The 17,851-nt window shown below is 57.0% G+C and carries 18 protein-coding genes; 6 read left to right on the top strand and 12 right to left on the bottom strand.

Going from position 1 to position 17,851, the window contains the following annotated elements:
• Nucleotides 1-38: 38 nt before the first annotated feature.
• The 10 genes from P4L78_RS16790 to gluQRS form a co-directional block, all read right to left on the bottom strand.
• A complete protein-coding gene (locus tag P4L78_RS16790; RefSeq protein ID WP_309329194.1) occupies nt 39-872 on the bottom strand; it encodes an SPOR domain-containing protein in 834 nt (277 codons plus the stop codon).
• Complete coding sequence (folC, locus tag P4L78_RS16785; protein ID WP_309329191.1) at nt 859-2,142, bottom strand: bifunctional tetrahydrofolate synthase/dihydrofolate synthase; 1,284 nt, start codon at nt 2,140-2,142, stop codon at nt 859-861. Before folC ends, P4L78_RS16790 begins: the two co-directional genes overlap by 14 nt.
• On the bottom strand, nt 2,142-3,017 hold the full coding sequence (gene accD, locus P4L78_RS16780) for an acetyl-CoA carboxylase, carboxyltransferase subunit beta (protein ID WP_283149269.1): 876 nt from the start codon (nt 3,015-3,017) through the stop codon (nt 2,142-2,144). Before accD ends, folC begins: the two co-directional genes overlap by 1 nt.
• Before the next feature lie 17 nt (nt 3,018-3,034).
• Nucleotides 3,035-3,838 (bottom strand): tryptophan synthase subunit alpha, encoded by an 804-nt coding sequence (gene trpA, locus P4L78_RS16775; RefSeq protein ID WP_283149268.1) that lies wholly within the window; start codon nt 3,836-3,838, stop codon nt 3,035-3,037.
• 223 nt (nt 3,839-4,061) lie between these two features.
• A complete protein-coding gene (gene trpB / locus P4L78_RS16770; RefSeq protein WP_283149267.1) occupies nt 4,062-5,273 on the bottom strand; it encodes a tryptophan synthase subunit beta in 1,212 nt (403 codons plus the stop codon).
• Entirely contained in the window at nt 5,270-5,890 is a 621-nt protein-coding gene (locus tag P4L78_RS16765) for a phosphoribosylanthranilate isomerase (protein WP_309329186.1), read from the bottom strand. The genes trpB and P4L78_RS16765 overlap by 4 nt, the downstream gene beginning before the upstream one ends.
• 104 nt (nt 5,891-5,994) lie before the next feature.
• Nucleotides 5,995-6,777, bottom strand: a complete 783-nt coding sequence (truA, locus tag P4L78_RS16760) for a tRNA pseudouridine(38-40) synthase TruA (RefSeq protein ID WP_283149265.1) — start codon at nt 6,775-6,777, stop codon at nt 5,995-5,997.
• Nucleotides 6,778-6,816: 39 nt separating this feature from the next.
• Nucleotides 6,817-7,398 (bottom strand): CbiQ family ECF transporter T component, encoded by a 582-nt coding sequence (locus P4L78_RS16755; RefSeq protein WP_309329183.1) that lies wholly within the window; start codon nt 7,396-7,398, stop codon nt 6,817-6,819.
• Between the two features lie 70 nt (nt 7,399-7,468).
• Nucleotides 7,469-10,246, bottom strand: a complete 2,778-nt coding sequence (locus tag P4L78_RS16750; protein WP_309329180.1) for a FimV/HubP family polar landmark protein — start codon at nt 10,244-10,246, stop codon at nt 7,469-7,471.
• A gap of 244 nt (nt 10,247-10,490) precedes the next feature.
• A complete protein-coding gene (gene gluQRS, locus P4L78_RS16745) occupies nt 10,491-11,468 on the bottom strand; it encodes a tRNA glutamyl-Q(34) synthetase GluQRS (protein WP_309329177.1) in 978 nt (325 codons plus the stop codon).
• Between the two features lie 171 nt (nt 11,469-11,639).
• Here gluQRS and fdxA point away from each other — a divergent pair, with 171 nt between their 5' ends.
• The 6 genes from fdxA to P4L78_RS16715 all read left to right on the top strand — a co-directional run bounded on the left by fdxA (nt 11,640) and on the right by P4L78_RS16715 (nt 15,512).
• A complete protein-coding gene (fdxA, locus tag P4L78_RS16740; RefSeq protein WP_283149261.1) occupies nt 11,640-11,963 on the top strand; it encodes a ferredoxin FdxA in 324 nt (107 codons plus the stop codon).
• Nucleotides 11,964-12,108: 145 nt separating this feature from the next.
• Nucleotides 12,109-12,474, top strand: coding sequence for a 30S ribosomal protein S6 (gene rpsF / locus P4L78_RS16735; RefSeq protein ID WP_283149260.1), 366 nt, complete (start codon nt 12,109-12,111; stop codon nt 12,472-12,474).
• A gap of 28 nt (nt 12,475-12,502) precedes the next feature.
• Nucleotides 12,503-12,808, top strand: a complete 306-nt coding sequence (priB, locus tag P4L78_RS16730) for a primosomal replication protein N (protein ID WP_283149259.1) — start codon at nt 12,503-12,505, stop codon at nt 12,806-12,808.
• 12 nt (nt 12,809-12,820) lie between these two features.
• Nucleotides 12,821-13,048: a 30S ribosomal protein S18 gene (rpsR, locus tag P4L78_RS16725; RefSeq protein WP_283149258.1), complete on the top strand. Its 228-nt coding sequence runs from the start codon at nt 12,821-12,823 to the stop codon at nt 13,046-13,048.
• Nucleotides 13,049-13,065: 17 nt separating this feature from the next.
• Nucleotides 13,066-13,515, top strand: coding sequence for a 50S ribosomal protein L9 (gene rplI / locus P4L78_RS16720; RefSeq protein ID WP_309329174.1), 450 nt, complete (start codon nt 13,066-13,068; stop codon nt 13,513-13,515).
• A 185-nt stretch (nt 13,516-13,700) separates the two neighbouring features.
• Complete coding sequence (locus P4L78_RS16715) at nt 13,701-15,512, top strand: diguanylate cyclase domain-containing protein (protein ID WP_309329172.1); 1,812 nt, start codon at nt 13,701-13,703, stop codon at nt 15,510-15,512.
• A gap of 71 nt (nt 15,513-15,583) precedes the next feature.
• Here the strand turns inward: P4L78_RS16715 and rfaE1 are convergent, their stop codons facing one another.
• Together rfaE1 and P4L78_RS16705 are read right to left on the bottom strand one after the other, a co-directional pair.
• Nucleotides 15,584-16,555 carry a D-glycero-beta-D-manno-heptose-7-phosphate kinase gene (gene rfaE1 / locus P4L78_RS16710; RefSeq protein WP_283149255.1) on the bottom strand — a complete coding sequence of 324 codons (972 nt, stop codon included), beginning with the start codon at nt 16,553-16,555 and terminating at the stop codon, nt 15,584-15,586.
• Nucleotides 16,533-17,849: a UDP-glucose/GDP-mannose dehydrogenase family protein gene (locus P4L78_RS16705; protein WP_283149254.1), complete on the bottom strand. Its 1,317-nt coding sequence runs from the start codon at nt 17,847-17,849 to the stop codon at nt 16,533-16,535. Before P4L78_RS16705 ends, rfaE1 begins: the two co-directional genes overlap by 23 nt.
• Nucleotides 17,850-17,851 lie beyond the last annotated feature (2 nt).

Raw genomic sequence — 17,851 nt, 5'->3', positions numbered from 1 at the left:
CGGTTGGCGCGCGAGAGGTAGGTGAATGCCCGCATCGTTTATTTACTGACCACCTGGCCTTGGTAACCCATGCCGCTCAATTTTTTGGAGACGTTAAACGCTTCGCTTGCCAAGACCGGGCCGACGCGTACGCGAGTCAGCGTGCCAGTACTGGTGGTGATTTTTTCGGAGAACGCGGGCAGCCCGGCTGCTTTTAGCTTGCCGACAACTTCTTTGGCTTTGTCTGCGTTACCGTACGCGCCAAGCTGTACGTAATGATGCCCGGTTGCCGGAGCCGCATCCGCCTTGGTTGTAACCGGTGCGGTGGAGCCACCGTCAGTGCCATTCAAAATGCTTTCCGGATCAACTTCTCTGGCCTTGGGTGCTGGTTTATCCGCGGACTTGTTTTCTGGCGCAGCAGTGGGCTTGGGCTTTGCAGTCGCCAGTTTGGCTGGCGTTGGCGTCGGAGTGTGTGTTTTAGGCGGAGCAGCCGCTGCATCATCGCCCTGCACGCGAGAGAGCTTGCCTGGCAGCGCGTCGGGCGCATGCGTGGTCTGGCCAGTCTCGCTGGGTTTGGTGTTGGCCGCAGCAACCACAGGCGCCGGAGTTGCGGCAACCGGCGCTGGCGGTGTTAGCCCGTCTGGCTGGTTGGCTGCCGCCACGGATGCCGACATTGCAGGCACCACCATCACATCGGAAGCATTACCGGAGCTGGGCGCGCTGGCAATGATCTCGACCGGATGTTGTGCTGCCAGATTCGCCGGAGGTTGAGAGTCCAGCACCGTCCACAGAACGGTGAGGGAAAACAGGACCAGAGCAACCGCACCGACCAGACGACGGCGGGCACGTTTGCGCAAATGTTGTAGTTCGTCGGGAGCGTTATCTCGAGCCATGCTGTGCAGCCATCACTTCCGCGACGGTGTAGAAGGATCCAAAGACAAGGATTCTATCATTATCACCGGCCTGCTCACAGGCCGCATTCCATGCGTCTTTCACCAATGTGAATCCCGAGGTGTGTGCTTGAGGGGCAACGCTCTCAATAGCGGCCTGCAATTGCTCTACGCTGGCCGCGCGCGGCAACTGCGGGGAAGCCAGATACCAGTGATCGATGCGGTCGGCCAGTGCGCTCACCACACCGGCAATATCCTTGTCCGACATGGCGCCAAACACGGCGTGGGTTTTGGCGGCATAGCCCATTTGATCCAGCGCCAGGCGCAAAGCGCGGGCGGCGTGCGGGTTGTGTGCCACGTCCAGCACAGTTTGCGGGCGGCCCGGCAAAACCTGGCAGCGCGCAGGCCATTCAACTTCCAGCAAACCGCGTTTGATATCACTGATGCCCACCGGTAATTGAGGGCGAATTTCGTCGAGCATGGCAATAGCCAGTGTGGCATTGCCCATCTGATAAGAGCCGCGCAGCGCCGGGATCGGCAAAGCGTGATGCTTGCCGTGCGTCCCCCAGAACATCCACTGATTACCTTCGCCTTCTTTCATGAAGCCGAAGTCACGACCAACCAGTTGCAATGGCGCGCCGACCTTTTCTGCCACATCAAGCAATGATTGCGGTGGATTTGGGTCCGCACACAGCGCAGGCTTGCCAGCGCGGAAGATACCGGCTTTTTCAGCGCCGATGGCCTCGCGGGTATCGCCCAGATAAGACTGGTGATCCAGATCAATGCTGACAACGCCGGCGACATCTGGATCAAACACATTGACCGCATCCAGTCGCCCGCCCAACCCGACTTCCATGACCGCCACGTCAACGCCAGCGTCAATAAACTGGCGCATGGCGGCGAGTGTGCCGAACTCGAAATAGGTCAGCGTAACGTCGCCGCGCGCTTGTTCAATGGCGCGAAAACTCTCAACCAGATCAACATCCGCAGCGGGCTGCATATTGATGCGCACGCGCTCGTTGTAATCCAGCAGATGCGGCGAGGTGTACGTGCCCACCTTGTAGCCCGACGCCCGCAACATGCTCGAAAGCATGGCGCAGACCGAGCCTTTGCCGTTGGTACCGGCAACCGTCAATACGGGGAAGGTAGGCTTCAAGCCCATCGCATCGCGCACCGTGGCAACGCGGGTGAGGCCCATGTCAATGGCCGAAGGGTGCAGCCCCTCAAGGTGCTGCAGCCATTCGGCCAGGGTTTCGGCATTGAAAAGCGGCATTAACTGGCTTGTGTCACGGCAGGTTGTCTGGAGAACAAAGTAACCAGCGAGGCGATCTTCTGGCGCAGTTCACGGCGGTCCACGATCATGTCGATCGCGCCCTTTTGCAGCAGGAACTCGGAACGCTGGAAGCCTTCCGGCAGGGTTTCGCGCACGGTTTGTTCGATCACGCGCGGGCCGGCAAAACCGATCAGTGCACCTGGTTCAGCCAGTACGGCATCGCCCAGGAAGGCAAACGAAGCCGAAACGCCACCCATGGTCGGGTCGGTCAGCAACGAAATAAACGGCAGACCTTCATCGGACAGGCGAGTCAGAATGGCGCTGGTTTTGGCCATCTGCATCAGTGAATTCAGACCTTCCTGCATCCGCGCGCCGCCCGAAGCGGAGACGCACACAAACGGCAGTTTGTTTTCCAGCGCCGTTTTGGCACCGCGAACAAAGCGCTCGCCGACTACCGAGCCCATCGAACCGCCGATGAACTTGTATTCAAATGCGGCCACAACCAGTGGCACGGTCAGGATGGAACCCTGCATCACGACCATTGCGTCGTCTTCGCCAGTGGCTTCATGCGCAGCAACCAGTTGGTCGCCATAACGCTTGATGGCTTTGAACTTGAGCGGATCGACTGGCTGTACTTCTGCGCCAATCTCAAAGCGCCCTTCTGCATCCAGCAGCAAATCCAGACGGCGACGGGCCGACACCGGATTGTGGTAGTTGCACTTGGGGCAAACATCGAGGTTTTTTTCCAGATCAGTGCGGTACAGCACGGCACCACAGGCCGAGCACTTGTGCCACAGGCCTTCCGGCACGGCCGATTTGCCCGGCTCACGCGGTTTGTTGATCTTGGGCGGAAGCAGTTTTTGCAGCCAACTCATTACTTGGTACTCCTTACTCAGGCGCGAGCGGTATCAATGGCAGAACGAATACCGGCAAGGAATGTGGTCAGGCGCTCAGCCAGACCTTCCTCACCCGCTTCCACTTCCTGCACCAGACGCGAACCAATCACCACGGCGTCGGCAATCTGCGCAACACTGCGGGCGGTTTGGGCATCACGGATACCAAAGCCCACGCCGACCGGTACGCTCAGATGCTGTTTGATTACAGCGAGACGTTCGGCCACATTGGCAACATCAAGGTTGGACGCACCGGTCACCCCCTTGAGCGAAACATAATAGGCATAACCGCTGGCCAACCGCTCTACCGCCTGAATGCGCGATACCGGCGTGGTTGGCGCCAGCAGAAAAATCGGATCAATATCATTGGCTTTGAAGATGCGCGCCAGGTCTTCGGCTTCTTCTGGCGGCATATCTACCGTCAGTACGCCATCCACGCCTGCAGCATGAGCTGCCTTGGCAAAAGACTCATAACCCCAGTGTTCAACCGGGTTGGCATAACCCATCAGCACCACTGGGGTCTGATTGTTGGTTTGGCGGAACTCAAGCACCATTTCCAGCACGTTACGCAGGCTGACTTTGTGCGCCAGGGCACGTTCACTGGCACGCTGGATCACCGGGCCGTCGGCCATTGGGTCGGAAAACGGCACGCCCAGTTCAATCACATCTGCCCCGCCCTTCACCAGCGCGTGCATCAGCTCAACGGTAATACCAGGGCGAGGATCGCCAGCAGTAATAAACGGGATCAATGCCTGGCGATTTTGTTGTTTCAGCGCGCCAAAGGTGGTCTGGATTCGGGACATATTCTCGTATGCGTTCGTAATTTGGAAGGATTGTGCGGCATTGGCCGATGAAAGCCAACGCCGCATGTCGTCACGTTCTTCTATCTAACTCTCTACAAAAGAGTGGGTGACAAAACCCAGCGAAGCGGTGTACCCATACGGGCACAAGGCGTGCGATGCGCAGACAGTACAAAATAGTACGGCAAGCGAGCACAACGCAGCCAGCAGGGTTTTGTCAGTCGCTCTAGAGTTCGATACCGGCCATACGGGCCATGGTCGGAATATCCTTGTCGCCACGACCAGACAGATTCACCAGAATGACCTGGTCTTTCGGCAGCGTCGGAGCGAGCTTTTTGGCATGCGCCAGAGCGTGACTGGATTCCAGCGCCGGGATGATACCTTCAAAACGACTCAGATCGTGAAATGCTGCAATCGCTTCGTTGTCGTTCGCCGCCACATACTCGGCGCGGTGAATGTCTTTCAGGTAGCAATGTTCCGGGCCCACGCCTGGATAATCCAGACCAGCGGAGATCGAATGCGTGTCGGCAACCTGACCGTTTTCATCCTGCATCAGATACATGCGATTGCCGTGCAGCACGCCAGTGCCGACGTTGGCGGTCAGCGGCGCAGCATGACGACCGGTTTCGACGCCATCACCACCGGCTTCAACGCCAATCAGCCGCACGCCAGGCACTTCGATATACGGATGGAAGATACCAATGGCGTTGGAGCCCCCGCCGACACATGCCACCACGTAATCGGGCTGACGGCCAATCATGTCGACCATCTGCACCTTGGCTTCTTCGCCAATCACGCACTGGAAGTCACGCACCAGCATCGGGTACGGGTGCGGGCCTGCGCAGGTGCCAATAATGTAATAAGTGCTATCGACGTTGGTCACCCAATCACGCATCGCCTCGTTCATGGCGTCTTTCAGCGTTTTGGAGCCCGACTCAACGGCAACTACGGTCGCGCCCAGCAACTTCATGCGGAACACATTGGGTGATTGGCGTTTGACGTCTTCAGCGCCCATGTACACCACGCATTCCAGACCGTAACGCGCCGCCACAGTGGCCGTCGCCACGCCGTGCTGACCCGCGCCGGTTTCGGCAATCACGCGTTTTTTACCCATACGGCGAGCCAGCAAGGCCTGGCCGATGGTGTTGTTTACCTTGTGCGCGCCGGTATGATTCAGGTCTTCACGCTTCAGATAAATCTGTGCGCCACCCAAGGCTTCGGACCAGCGCTTGGCGTGATAAATCGGCGACGGACGGCCAACATAGTGGGCCAACTCATAGTTGTACTCGGCCATGAAGGCTGGATCAGCCTTGGCTTTTTCATATTCGATACGCAGCTCATCGAGCGCTGGCATCAGCGTTTCGGCAACGTACAGGCCGCCAAACTGGCCAAAGTGACCTTGCAAATCGGGCTGGTGGTAACGAAGGAAGTCGTTCATGCGAGTCTCGCCGCCTTGATAAATTGTTCAACCTTGCTCAGGTCTTTTATGCCACGGGTGCTTTCCACACCACTGGAAACATCAACTGCCCAAGGGTTTACCGCCGCAATTGCCTCCCGAACATTGTCCGGGTGCAGGCCACCGGACAAGATCAGTGGCAGCGGTAAATCCTGTGGAATCAATGACCAATCAAAAGCTTCACCAGTACCGCCAGGCGTGCCCTCTACAAAGGCATCCACCAGCAAACCGCGCGCGTCACGGTATTGGGCGGCGTATTCTAACAAATTTGTGTCAGGTTTTACGCGAACCGCTTTGATATAAGGTCGCCCGAAACTTCGACAGTACGCCGGTGACTCATCGCCGTGAAACTGCAGCAGGTCTAACGGCAGTACTTCCAGCAGGTCACGCAGCCATTCTGCATCCGCGTTTACAAACAGTCCCACACTGGTAACGAACGCCGGTAGCGCCGCCAGCACTGTCTGCGCGGTCTCGATACTCACGTTGCGTGGGCTGGGCGCGTAGAACACCAGACCGATGGCGTCTGCGCCCATTGCGGCGACCGTTCTGGCTGTTTCGGCATCCCGCAGACCGCAGATCTTGATGCGAGGCAGGCTCATGAGTGGCTGTTCCAGATTGTTCTCGATGAATATCCCTGCGAAAGCAGCAAGGACAAAAATATTCTATGTGCTAGCAAGATCAGGCCAATACCCCGCCAATCCAGCTAGATCAAGCCATAACGCGGATCAGGCTCGCTTGGCAGGCCGAATTGTGCAGGATAACTCACACCAGTCAGATATAAGCCATCTGGCATAAAAGTAGGCGGTGCCACGCTGCGGTTGCGCTGGGCCAGCAGAGTCACAATCCATTCTGGCGGCGCGTTGCCTTTGGCAATGTGTAACAACGCGCCCATCAGATTGCGCACCATATGATGCAAAAAGGCATCAGCCTCAAAATCGACCGCGAGCAACGTGCCCTGCTCAATCAATTCAATCCTGCGCAAGGTTTTGACCGGCGTTTTGGCCTGGCATTCCGCCGCCCGGAAGCTGGAAAAATCGTGTGTCCCTAGCAACAACACCGCTGCTTGGCGCATCGCATCAATGTCCAGCGCGGAATGAGTCCAACCCACCCTGCCCGACCACAACGCGGGGCGCACCGGATGATTCAGCAGCAGATATCGGTAGTGCCTACCGGTGGCAGAAAAGCGCGAATGAAATTCTTCCGGCACTTCTTGTGCCCAGCGCACTGCTACGCCATCGGGCAAAAAGCTGTTTACGCCACGCACCCAAGCGGTGAGCGGGCGATTGACCTCGGTCTCAAAATGCACGACCTGACCACTGGCATGCACACCAGTATCGGTACGGCCAGCCGCGTGCACGCGCAAGGCATGGCCCGCCATGCGCGAAATGGCGGCTTCCACCGCGGCTTGTACGGTCGGCCGATCGGGCTGAACTTGCCAGCCATAAAAGGCCCGGCCGTCATATTCAATGGCAAGCGCGTATTTCATGGGTTTCGGGTCAGAAGAATGAGGATGACTGCACTTGGGTCAGCGCAAAAACAGTAAGGTTAGCACGATGCCGACCAGCAGCAGGAACATCAGGCTGGTCTGTACCGGTGAAAGCGCGCGAATCCGCAAATCGACGACTACCGCGTTTTCTGGCTTATCGGCTGCCGGATTTGCCAGTTGTTGCCACAAACTACGCCAGTCCTGGCGCTCGGCCAGCAAGGTCTCGGCATAGTCCATAGTCAACGCCAGACGCAGCGCCCAGCGCTGCCGATTTACACCCAGCCAGCCTAGCGGCGCGGCCAGCAGGTAAACCCCGGCAAACAGATCATCGCGTTTTAATGTCCGCAGCAACCATTGCAGGCTGGTTAACACCGCCAGCAGACGCAAACCCTGGATCAAACCAAACCAGAGACCCTCACGCGTTGGCGACAACCAGCCCGGCCAGACATACAAACCCGGCGTCGACCAGCCGTAAACCAGGATGATGGCCGCAAGCAGCACGCGCACTCGCCGCAACATACGCAGCATGCGCGCGCGCTCTTGCCACAGAGTCACCGTCACCAGTAGCGCAGTTACAACGACAAGTGGCGTGGGCTGCAACAACTGCAACCAGCACGCCACCCATATCCAGCAGAGAATTGCGTTTGCGGGATGCAAGCTTCACACATCCCGCAAACGTCGTTTACCGCAATTACAAGCCATTCAGCAGACCACGCACTTCCTGTTTCTGCTGCGCACTACCTTCAGCTTCGGCCTCATGCAGAATCTCGCGAGCACCCTCAACATCACCCATATCGATATAGGCGCGAGCCAGGTCGATCTTGGTTTGCACCGGATCATCACTGCCGTAGTCGGTTGTTGATTCATCCGCACTTTGCAAAGCGCCAAAAGTGGAATCAAACGACGGTGCCGGAGCTATACCAGATGCGGTCGGCGTTGCTACTGCACCAGACTCGTCATTCAGATCAAAGCTGAAATCCAGCCCAAGATCGTCAGCGACTGCAGGTTCAGCGTGATGCGTGGCCGGAGTTGCGGTCGATTCAAAACCTGGCAAATCCAGATCAAGATCAGCGGGCGCAATTTCTGGCAACGAAGCTTCCAGATGTTCTTCGCTTAGCGATTCATCCAGCGGGAACACCAACTCATCGTCGTCTGCGTGCGGCAAATGCAGATCGGCAAGGGCATCGGTTACTTCGTGGGTTTCTGGCTCAGCGGCAGTTGCTGGAACGTCAAAAGAATCCAGATCAAAGTCCAGCCCAGAAGCCAGGTCTTCATGCACCGCCGGAGCCGGAACGGCTTGTTCTGAAACCGGCGCTGGCGTTGCAGCCGGCATATCCAGGCCCAGATCAAGATCCGCCAGCGGATCAATCATCGCTTCGGATTGAGCGACCGCAGGAGCGGCAACTTCAATCGGTGCTACATGCTCAACCACAGGAGTTGTAGCGGCCGGATGATCCAGACCCAGATCAAAGTCCAGGTTGTGATCGTGGTGAGCAGCTTCTGCCGCCAGCCCTGCCACTGCCGCGCCAGCGACTGCCGCACCGGCAGCGATCGCCGTGCCGCTTGCGCCGGTAGGATGCGCTTCAGCAGCACGTGCAGCAGCTTCGGTCCGCAAGTACAGCGGATTTTCCGGATCAAGGTTATGCCCGATATAGGCAGCTTGCTCCCAAACCGGACCGCGACCGTTCTGGTTGGCGTACAGATCAGATGCCACTTCTTCGAACGAAGTCTTGTCCTTGCGTGCCGCGTGGATTTCCAGCAACTTCAGGCGGATTTCGTTACGCGATGGATCGCGAGCCAACGCATCCTTGAGGATTTCCTCAGCCTGAGCGTCACGACCGTAGGCCATATACACTTCAGCTTCGGCAATCGGGTCCACTTCATCGGTATCGATAGTGCCCAGACCCTGGCGGCTAAAGTCCGTCAGGAATGAGTTTTCTGTCGGTTGCGTGCTGATGACCGCACCGCCAGTCTGACCCAGCACCGTGTTGGGCTTGAGGTCACCACCGGTGATGATGCTGTCATCAAAGGCAGCCGGTTTTTTGCGGCGGCGGTTATAAACAAACGCACCCGCGCCCAGCAACAACACCAGCAAACCAGCACCCGGCAGGACCGGATTTTCCATCAGCGAATCAAAGAATGACGGTTCGGCAACCGGCGCCGGAGCTGGCATCACGTGGTGACGCGCTGGCTTGCTGGCGGCCACAGCCGACGCAACGGGCTCAGCCACTGGAGCGCTGGCAGTGGCGCTGGCTTCGGCGACAGCCGCTGCGGCGGTTTGCGATGCAGCAGCCACGGCAGATGCGACCGGCGCAGCAACGGCAGAAGCTTGCGAAGCCACCGCCTTGCCTTGCAGTGCCAACAGGCCCTTCATGTCTTTGACATTCTTTTGCAGACTGTCTACCCGGGCTTGCGCGTCTTTCAACGCCTTTTCGTGGGCAACTTTGTCTTCTTCACTCGAACCAGCACCGGCAGCGCCGGTCTTGCTGCCGTTCGACAGCTTGAGCACATCCTTGCTTTGCTGGCCGGATGTTGCGCCCTTGTCTTCAACCTTGGCACCGATCTTGCCGCTGGTGCTTTGGTTTTGCGTATCTTCCGCCGGCGTCTTGCTAGCGTTTTCGGCTACTTGCTGACGATATGCGTGCCAGTTTTGCGATTGCAGATGAATTTCTTTGGAAGCTTCACCACGCGTCACTTCTGCCATCTTGGCAGCCGACGGAATCTGCAGAATCTTGCCGCGCTTGAGGCGGTTCATGTTGCCGTTGAACGCATCTTCGTTGCTGCGGTACAGGCTGACCAATACTTGTTCAAGACTCACGCCATCCGGCTGAACCTGATGAGCGATGGTAGACAAGGTATCGCCAGCCTTGACGGTATAGCTATCTGCCCCGGCTTGTGCGCCAGCCGAAGCTGCCGGCGTCGTGGTGGTGCTGGTGTCGTTGCTTGCCGCCGCAGCAGGTGCGTGTTGCGCCTTGCGACCTTTGCGGGATGTCCCTGAGCTGCCCGTTTGCGGACGAGCCGGGGTAATGGCGCCAGTCAGCGCGTGGCTAGCAGTCGTACCCGATGCCGCCGTACCGCTGGCATTGTTGCCCGAGCCGTAACCGACCGGATCAATCAGCGCCGTGTATTCGCGCTGGATATGACCAGACGCCCAGTTCAGATCGACCAGCAACCCCAGAACCGGCTCGCTGATGGCCTGGCTGGAAGAAACAGTCACGAAGTACTGGCCATTGGCCCGCTTGTCGATATTGAAACGCAGACCAAGCGACGACGATGGATAAGGCACTTGCGCAGCGCCATAAGCATCAGGCGGCGCCAGGCCAACAACCAACGAATCAGCCTCTTCTGGCTGCACGGCAACCAGATCGATTTCCCCGCGGAACGGTTGTCCGAGTCCGGACAAGACATTCAAACGTCCCAGCCCCGCCGCTTGGGCACTCCACGGCGCTGCCAGCATCAGTGCTAGCACGCAGGCTTTGACTCCAGGTTTGATAGGCACAGACTTCCCCCAATTTCTTTCGCATAGACCAACCCAAAACAGGGTTGGCAAATTCATAAATTCCGGGCCGCGAACATAACACCCGACGCCAAAAAGACGCAAGGTGAAGCAGCAAGCACACTGATTACCAGTAGTGGATAATCCGAAAAATCGCCAATTCAATAAGAATTGTCAAATTTAATAAGCAATTGTTATTTTTCAAACAACAGATAATTCACTCATACAGCCGACCATCGGATTGAACCCGACGCCCGACGGGCACTGAACGCAAATCCCATTTGTTCACGGCAGACGACCAGAAATCCTGTAAACAGGCAGAAAGGAGAGCCGGATCCGGATTTTGTCCCAGCAACAAAAGTGCATTCCAAAGCACCGGAACCGGATTTTCTGACAACACCTCGGGTGCGAGGGTTTGCTTGCTAAGCTTTTCGCCCTTGTAATTAACCAGTACCGGGATATGCGCATATTCAGGAGACGGGCAATTGAGTAATTGCTGCAAGTATTGCTGACGGGGGGTCGAATCAAGCAGATCAGCGCCTCTGACAATATGTGTTATGCCTTGCAGCGCATCGTCGACCACCACGGCCAATTGATATGCAAACAATCCGTCAGCCCGCTGCAATACAAAATCACCAACCTCTTCGGCCAATGTCTGCAGCTGCGCACCCTGAATCCGGTCGGTAAAAGAAATCACACCAGATTGGGGCACCCTGAGCCGCCATGCCCGTGCCTTGGCGCCCGGCTTGAGTCCGTTGCGGCAAGTGCCCGGATAAACGGGGCCATCCACCCCGGCGTGCGCCACGCTGGCAATTTCTTTGCGGGTGCAACTGCACGTGTATACATGTCCGCCATCTTGCAGAATGCTCAAAGCGTCGTGGTACAAGGCAGTGCGCTGACTCTGGTAGACCACCTCTCCGTCCCAATGCATTCCCCAGCTGTCGAGTTGCTGCAAGATCCGCTCGGCAGCACCGGGAATACAACGCGGCCCATCGAGATCTTCCATGCGCACCAGCCATTGCCCGCCGTTGGCGCGCGCATCGAGATAACTGGCAACTGCGGCGAGCAGCGAACCGGCATGCAGCACGCCGGTCGGGCTGGGCGCAAACCGCCCGCGATAACCGTTTGGCGCCGCCGGGTCGACCGTGAAGGCAACGGATCGACGCGCAGCAACAGTGCTCTTCAGCGAAAACATGGGGGGGCACGCGCCTTGAAGATGGCGGGTTTTCATTGTTTTGAACACGAGTAGTTCAGCCTTGGCGCCGCTTTGTTATAAAATAGCCGCATTTTATATCACGCGTCAGCGCGCACCACCTCGCGCTGACCGATTAACGCCTACTCGCTCCGCTCTGAAAAAGGATACGCCATGACCTATGTTGTCACCGACGCCTGTGTCAAATGCAAGTACACCGACTGCGTTGATGTTTGCCCGGTAGATTGCTTTCGCGAAGGCCCGAACTTCCTGGTGATTGACCCGGACGAGTGCATCGACTGCACGTTGTGCGTGGCCGAATGCCCGGTTGAGGCCATCTATGCCGAAGATGACGTTCCGGCCGATATGCAGGCTTATATTCCGCTCAACGCAGAACTGGCCAAGCTGTGGCCAGCCATCGTCGAGAAGAAAGATCCGCAACCAGACCACGAAACCTGGGCTGGCGTAACCGACAAGATCGACCAGATCGAACGCTAAATCCGTACCGATTGGCAGCATCCAATTAGAAAACCCGGCCCAGCAGCTTGCATGGGGCCGGGTTTTTCATATATAGTTGCGTGTTCACCCCTTGCCTGACCGGCGTCGCACGCGGCAGGCTGTTATTAAACCGTAAGGAGCACACATGCGACATTACGAAATTGTATTCATCGTGCACCCTGATCAAAGCGAGCAAGTGCCCGCAATGATCGAGCGCTACAAATCCCTGATCGCTACCGGCAACGGCACGATCCACCGTCTGGAAGACTGGGGCCGCCGTCAACTGGCTTACCCGATCCAGAAAATCCACAAGGCTCACTACGTTCTGCTGAACGTCGAAATCGGCCAGGAAACCCTGGACGAACTCGAACACGCCTTCAAGTTCAACGACGCCGTACTGCGCCATCTGACTACCAAGATGGAACACGCAGTGACTGAAGCTTCCCCGATGATGAAGGAAGAGAAGTCCAAGTCGTTGTCCGCTCCGGCACAGGAAGACCAAGCCGTTTAATGGCTGGTCGACTTGCTAACGCAACGACGTGACGAAAAGCAACCGGGTACTTTTAAACGGCACCCTGATTGAAATGCAGGCCCTGCGCATTACGCCAGCAGGCATCCCGATTCTGGAACTGGTTTTGTTGCATGAATCGGAGCAACTGGAAAATGAAATGCCCCGGCGGGTAACGCTGGAAGCACCGGCCAGAGCCTCTGGCCCCACTGCTCAGGCATTAAGCAAACTGCAAATTGGTCAACAAGTCAGAGTCGCAGGCTTTTTGGTAAGCATGGGACAAAAACTTCGCCGCCGGCTCGTGTTGCATATCGAACAGTACGAATTGTTGAATTAAAGGATAGATACCATGTCTCGCCACCTTTTCAAGCGCAAGAAGTTTTGCCGCTTTACCGCTGAAGGCATCAAAGAAATCGACTACAAGGACACCGCGCTCCTGAAAGATTTCATTGCTGAAAACGGTAAAATCATTCCAGCACGTATTACTGGCACCAAAGCCAAATACCAACGCCAACTGTCTGCAGCAATCAAGCGCGCTCGTTACCTCGCGCTGCTGCCGTACACCGATCTGCACTAAGCCGGGGAGAATAAAATATGCAAATCATTCTGCTCGAAAAAGTAGCAAATCTGGGTGGCCTGGGCGATGTGGTCAAAGTTAAAGACGGCTTTGCCCGTAACTTCCTGATCCCGCAAGGCAAAGCCAAGCGTGCAACCGACGCCAACCTGAAAGAATTCGAAGCACGCCGTGCTGACCTGGAAAAAGCGCAAGCTGATATCCTGGTTGCCGCACAAGCCCGTGCCGAGAAGCTGCAAGGCGCTAGCGTTACCATCAGCCAGAAGGCTGGTGTTGACGGTCGCCTGTTCGGCTCCGTTGGCAACACTGACATTGCTGAAGCGTTCTCCGCTGCTGGCTTTGAAGTGAAGAAATTTGAAGTTCGTCTGCCGGATGGCGCTTTCAAAGCCATCGGTGAATACGACGTTTCCCTGGCTCTGCACCACGACGTGGTTGTTGAAGTCAAGGTTACCGTTGTTGGCGAGCAATAAGCATTTCTGACCGGTTTCTTGCCGGTCTGTAATGATACAAACGGGGAGCATAGCTCCCCGTTTTTACGTCTATCATTCCGCTGTACCCCACTCTTGCAACACCTGGCTGTTGCACATACCAAATATCGCGCCAGTCATTATAATTGAGCCCTTCAATCGCCGCGGCGAACAAGGACAGTACGCGAATGAGCACCAATATAAACCCGACCGATGTAGCACGGGAAACGCTAAAGCAGCTCTCCATTCGCCGTATTTCGCCGACACCGGACCATTACGAAGAAATCTTTCACAGCATTGCGGGTACTCCGGAAGAAGAGCGCCTTAATCCATTAGCACGGGTGCTGGAAGAAAAACTGGCGCAATTGCCACGGCAATCCCCCGAATTACTACGCAATCTGGATCAGTTCCGCCGCGCCATTCGCGCCGGAGACTGGGAGCGCGCGCCAGAACTGATTTTCAAATGCGTGGACCTGCAAGGCGGGCAGGCCCAACTGACACGCAGTTGGGCCGATTTATTACGCGAATTCATGCGCCAGTGGGAACTGCGCAATCCAGCCTATCCCACCAGTCGCAAGCAGGATTCGCTGGAAAAAGTACTTATCAACTTCGGTGCCGACCCTGCCGCGTTGAATGAAAAACTGGATGGACTGGTCCGCTCCTGGACGGAAACTTCTGGCGGGTCGATCGACTCGGTCGATCCGGTTGAAGAAGTCCTTCCAGCCGGTGCAATTGCACCAATCATGGAAGTCGCCGAAAACAATCCCCGCCTGGCCAATTGGGAAGAATGGCGCGAAGCCCTGGCCCAAGCACTTGATCTGGGGCTGGCAGCACGTTTGACGCATCATCCCGATCTGGCCATTGACGCATCGTCGTTGGCGCGCGAAGTTGAAGGTGTGCTAACCGAGAATGACCTGCGCAAGTTTGTGCCACGCCTGAAAAAATTCTGGATCCGGCTAGAGCTCACCAACGGCCAGGAAGAGCGCCTGTGTGATGGTTTGCTTAATCTGTTGCGCCTGCTGACCGACAATATTGGCGAGATCATCGTCGACGAAGAATGGGTGCACGGCCAAATCGCCGTGGTGCAAAACATCATGTCGCAACCGCTGGACATGCGACTGATCTATGACGCCGAAGCGGGTCTGAAAGAGGTGATCTACAAGCAAAGCGTGCTCAAGCAGGGCCTGCGTGAAGCACAGACCTCACTCAAGTCCGTCTTGACCTCTTTCATCGACCGGTTGGGCACCATTGCCGACAGCACCGACCAGTATCACACCCGGATCAACCGTTACAGCGATCAGATCGAACGCAGCAATAATCTGGCGGATTTGAAAGACGTTCTGGATAACCTGACCCAGGATACGCGCTCAATGAAGCTGGACGTGGTACGTACCCGCGATGAATTGCTGGAATCCCGCGCCGAGGCTGATGCAGCCCAGGCGCGGATTCAACAACTGGAAAATGAACTGCGCTCAGTTAGCGAGAAGGTTCGTGAAGACCAGCTTACCGGTGCTTTGAATCGTCGCGGGCTCGAAGAAAGCATTGTCATTGAGGCTGCCCGCGCCCAGCGCCACGGCAGCCCGCTGGCGTTGGTGCTACTTGATCTGGACGACTTCAAACGCCTGAATGACAGTCGTGGGCATAGCGCCGGTGACAAAGCGCTGATTCACCTCGTGGCGGTGGTCAAATCCCTGCTGCGCCCCACTGACCGCATTGCCCGCTATGGCGGTGAGGAATTCGTCTTGTTGCTGCCGGAAACCAGTCTGACGGAGGGCTCTGCCGCCATGCTGCGCCTGCAACGCGAACTGACTCGCCGCTTTTTCCTGCACAACAACGAAAAGATATTGATTACCTTCAGTGCTGGCGTGACGCTATTGCAGCCGGGTGAGCCCGGCAATTGGGCGATAGACCGCGCTGACGCGGCAATGTACCGCGCCAAAAAAGCCGGCAAAAACAGGGTGGAAATCGAGCATCCGCCAGCACCAGGTGCCACTGCCTGATCTCTGACTGCCAATAAAAAAGCCGACGATGTCGGCCTTTTTATTGGCGTAAATCACCCGTACCAGCTTGGTCAGCTCGCCTTTTGGGTAAACAACTCGTCCAGATGGCAAACTGCCGTGCCCAGTTTACCGACCACAATGCCTGCAGCCAGATTCGACCATTGCATTGCTTGCGGCAAATCCAGGCCAGCGGCCAGCATCAAGCCCATGGTGCCGATCACGGTATCGCCCGCACCCGACACGTCAAACACCTCGCGAGCCACTGTTGGCATGTGCGCCACACCCTGCTTGCGGAACAGCGTCATGCCCTCTTCGCTACGGGTAACCAGCAATGCGTCCAGATCCAGTTGCTCGCGCATGGATTGCGCTTTGGCCACCAAGTCCGCTTCATCACGCCATTCACCGGCCACTTGACGAAACTCCGAGCGATTCGGCGTAATCAGCGTGGCACCGCGGTAGCGCGAATAGTCCTCACCTTTCGGATCAATCAGTACTGGCTTGCCCGCCACACGAGCCGCAGCAATCATGTCGAATACATGGTGCAAGCCGCCCTTGCCGTAGTCGGACAAGATAACCACGTCGGTGTCTGGCAGCATGCGGCAGAAATCATCCAGCTTGGTCGCCAGGATTTCGTGGCTGGGCGCCTCTTCGAAATCGATTCGCAGCAATTGCTGCTGGCGTGCCAATACCCGCAACTTCACGGTAGTGGCAATATCCGGATCACGATAAAGCGACGTCGCCACGCCCTCTTCCTGCATCAGACGTTCAAGTGTATCGCCCGCTTCGTCCTGTCCGACCACACCGAGCAACGTTGCCTTACCGCCCAGCGCGGCGATATTGCGCGCCACGTTAGCAGCACCACCGGCTCGCTCCTCAGTCTTGCGGATGTGCGCCACTGGCACCGGCGCTTCCGGCGAAATACGTTTGACGTCACCGAACCAGTAGCGGTCCAGCATGACGTCACCCACAACCAGCACGCGAGCACGGCTCATCGCCTCGCGCAGCGCGCTTTGGGATGTCTCAGAGGCGGCCGATGGCGTCATATTCAAATCCGTGTTCACGTACGACAGAAGGTTCAAACAGATTACGGCCATCAAATACGATTGGCTGCTTCAGGCGCGCCTTGATGGCGTTGAAATCCGGCACCTGGAATTCTTTCCATTCAGTGACGATCAGCAGCGCATCGGCGTTGTCCAGTACATCCATGAAGGTCTTGCCATAGACGATGGAATCGCCCAGCGTATGCTTTGCTTCGTTCATGGCCACAGGGTCGAAGGCACTGACCGTGGCGCCACGCTTGAGCAAGCCATCAATCACCACCAGGCTCGGTGCTTCACGCATATCGTCGGTCTTGGGCTTGAATGCCAGCCCCCAAACTGCGAAGTGGTGACCCTTCAGGTCTTCGCCAAAGCGTTTGGTGACCTTCTTGACCAACAGACCTTTTTGCTCGTCATTGACCTCTTCCACGGCGGTTAGCACTTTCAGGTCCATGCCGTATTCGTTGGCCGTGCGGCACAATGCCTTCACGTCCTTGGGGAAACACGAGCCGCCGTAGCCAGCACCCGGATACAGAAAGCTGTAACCAATGCGCGGGTCCGAGCCAATGCCTTTGCGCACCAGTTCGATATCGGCTCCCAGCTTTTCCGCCAGATTGGCCAGTTCGTTCATGAACGAAATCCGCGTCGCCAACATGGCATTGGCGGCGTACTTGGTCAGTTCGGCGGAACGGATATCCATCACCAGCATGCGCTCATGATTGCGCTGGAACGGCTGATAAATGGTGCGCATGATACGGATGGCGCGATCATCTTCAGCGCCGACCACAATGCGGTCCGGGCGCATGAAGTCTTCAATCGCAGCGCCTTCCTTGAGGAATTCCGGGTTCGAGGCCACGCTGAATTCCAGCGTCAGACCGCGCTTGGCCAGTTCTTCAGCGATAGCTTCTTTCACCTTGCCCGCAGTACCAACCGGCACGGTCGATTTGTCGACAATCACTTTGTAGTCAGTCATGGCGCGGCCAATATTGCGCGCGGCAGACAGTACGTATTGCAGATCAGCCGAGCCGTCTTCGCCGGGCGGCGTGCCCACGGCGATAAACTGCACGGTGCCGTGCTCGACTGATTCGTTGATATCGGTAGTGAAACGCAGGCGCCCTGCTTCCACATTGCGCGCGACGATATCGTCCAAGCCCGGTTCAAAAATCGGTATACCACCCGAGCGCAGCAGGTCGATCTTGCGTTGGTCCAGATCAAGACACACCACGTCGTTGCCATACTCGGCAAGGCAGGCGCCAGTTACCAAGCCCACATAGCCAGTACCAACCACTGAGATTTTCATGA

It is taken from the genome of Silvimonas sp. (assembly GCF_031291215.1).
In the GTDB taxonomy this organism is placed as follows: domain Bacteria; phylum Pseudomonadota; class Gammaproteobacteria; order Burkholderiales; family Chitinibacteraceae; genus Silvimonas; species Silvimonas soli.
This window is presented reverse-complemented; position numbering and strand designations above follow the sequence as displayed.

What these genes read in the sequence shown, in the direction of transcription:
- P4L78_RS16790 (WP_309329194.1), bottom strand. Translation starts at nt 872, where the DNA reads ATGGCTCGAGATAACGCTCCCGACGAACTACAACATTTGCGCAAACGT.
- folC (WP_309329191.1), bottom strand. Translation starts at nt 2,142, where the DNA reads ATGCCGCTTTTCAATGCCGAAACCCTGGCCGAATGGCTGCAGCACCTT.
- accD (WP_283149269.1), bottom strand. Translation starts at nt 3,017, where the DNA reads ATGAGTTGGCTGCAAAAACTGCTTCCGCCCAAGATCAACAAACCGCGT.
- trpA (WP_283149268.1), bottom strand. Translation starts at nt 3,838, where the DNA reads ATGTCCCGAATCCAGACCACCTTTGGCGCGCTGAAACAACAAAATCGC.
- trpB (WP_283149267.1), bottom strand. Translation starts at nt 5,273, where the DNA reads ATGAACGACTTCCTTCGTTACCACCAGCCCGATTTGCAAGGTCACTTT.
- P4L78_RS16765 (WP_309329186.1), bottom strand. Translation starts at nt 5,890, where the DNA reads ATGAGCCTGCCTCGCATCAAGATCTGCGGTCTGCGGGATGCCGAAACA.
- truA (WP_283149265.1), bottom strand. Translation starts at nt 6,777, where the DNA reads ATGAAATACGCGCTTGCCATTGAATATGACGGCCGGGCCTTTTATGGC.
- gluQRS (WP_309329177.1), bottom strand. Translation starts at nt 11,468, where the DNA reads ATGTTTTCGCTGAAGAGCACTGTTGCTGCGCGTCGATCCGTTGCCTTC.
- fdxA (WP_283149261.1), top strand. Translation starts at nt 11,640, where the DNA reads ATGACCTATGTTGTCACCGACGCCTGTGTCAAATGCAAGTACACCGAC.
- rpsF (WP_283149260.1), top strand. Translation starts at nt 12,109, where the DNA reads ATGCGACATTACGAAATTGTATTCATCGTGCACCCTGATCAAAGCGAG.
- rpsR (WP_283149258.1), top strand. Translation starts at nt 12,821, where the DNA reads ATGTCTCGCCACCTTTTCAAGCGCAAGAAGTTTTGCCGCTTTACCGCT.
- rplI (WP_309329174.1), top strand. Translation starts at nt 13,066, where the DNA reads ATGCAAATCATTCTGCTCGAAAAAGTAGCAAATCTGGGTGGCCTGGGC.
- P4L78_RS16715 (WP_309329172.1), top strand. Translation starts at nt 13,701, where the DNA reads ATGAGCACCAATATAAACCCGACCGATGTAGCACGGGAAACGCTAAAG.
- rfaE1 (WP_283149255.1), bottom strand. Translation starts at nt 16,555, where the DNA reads ATGACGCCATCGGCCGCCTCTGAGACATCCCAAAGCGCGCTGCGCGAG.
- P4L78_RS16705 (WP_283149254.1), bottom strand. Translation starts at nt 17,849, where the DNA reads ATGAAAATCTCAGTGGTTGGTACTGGCTATGTGGGCTTGGTAACTGGC.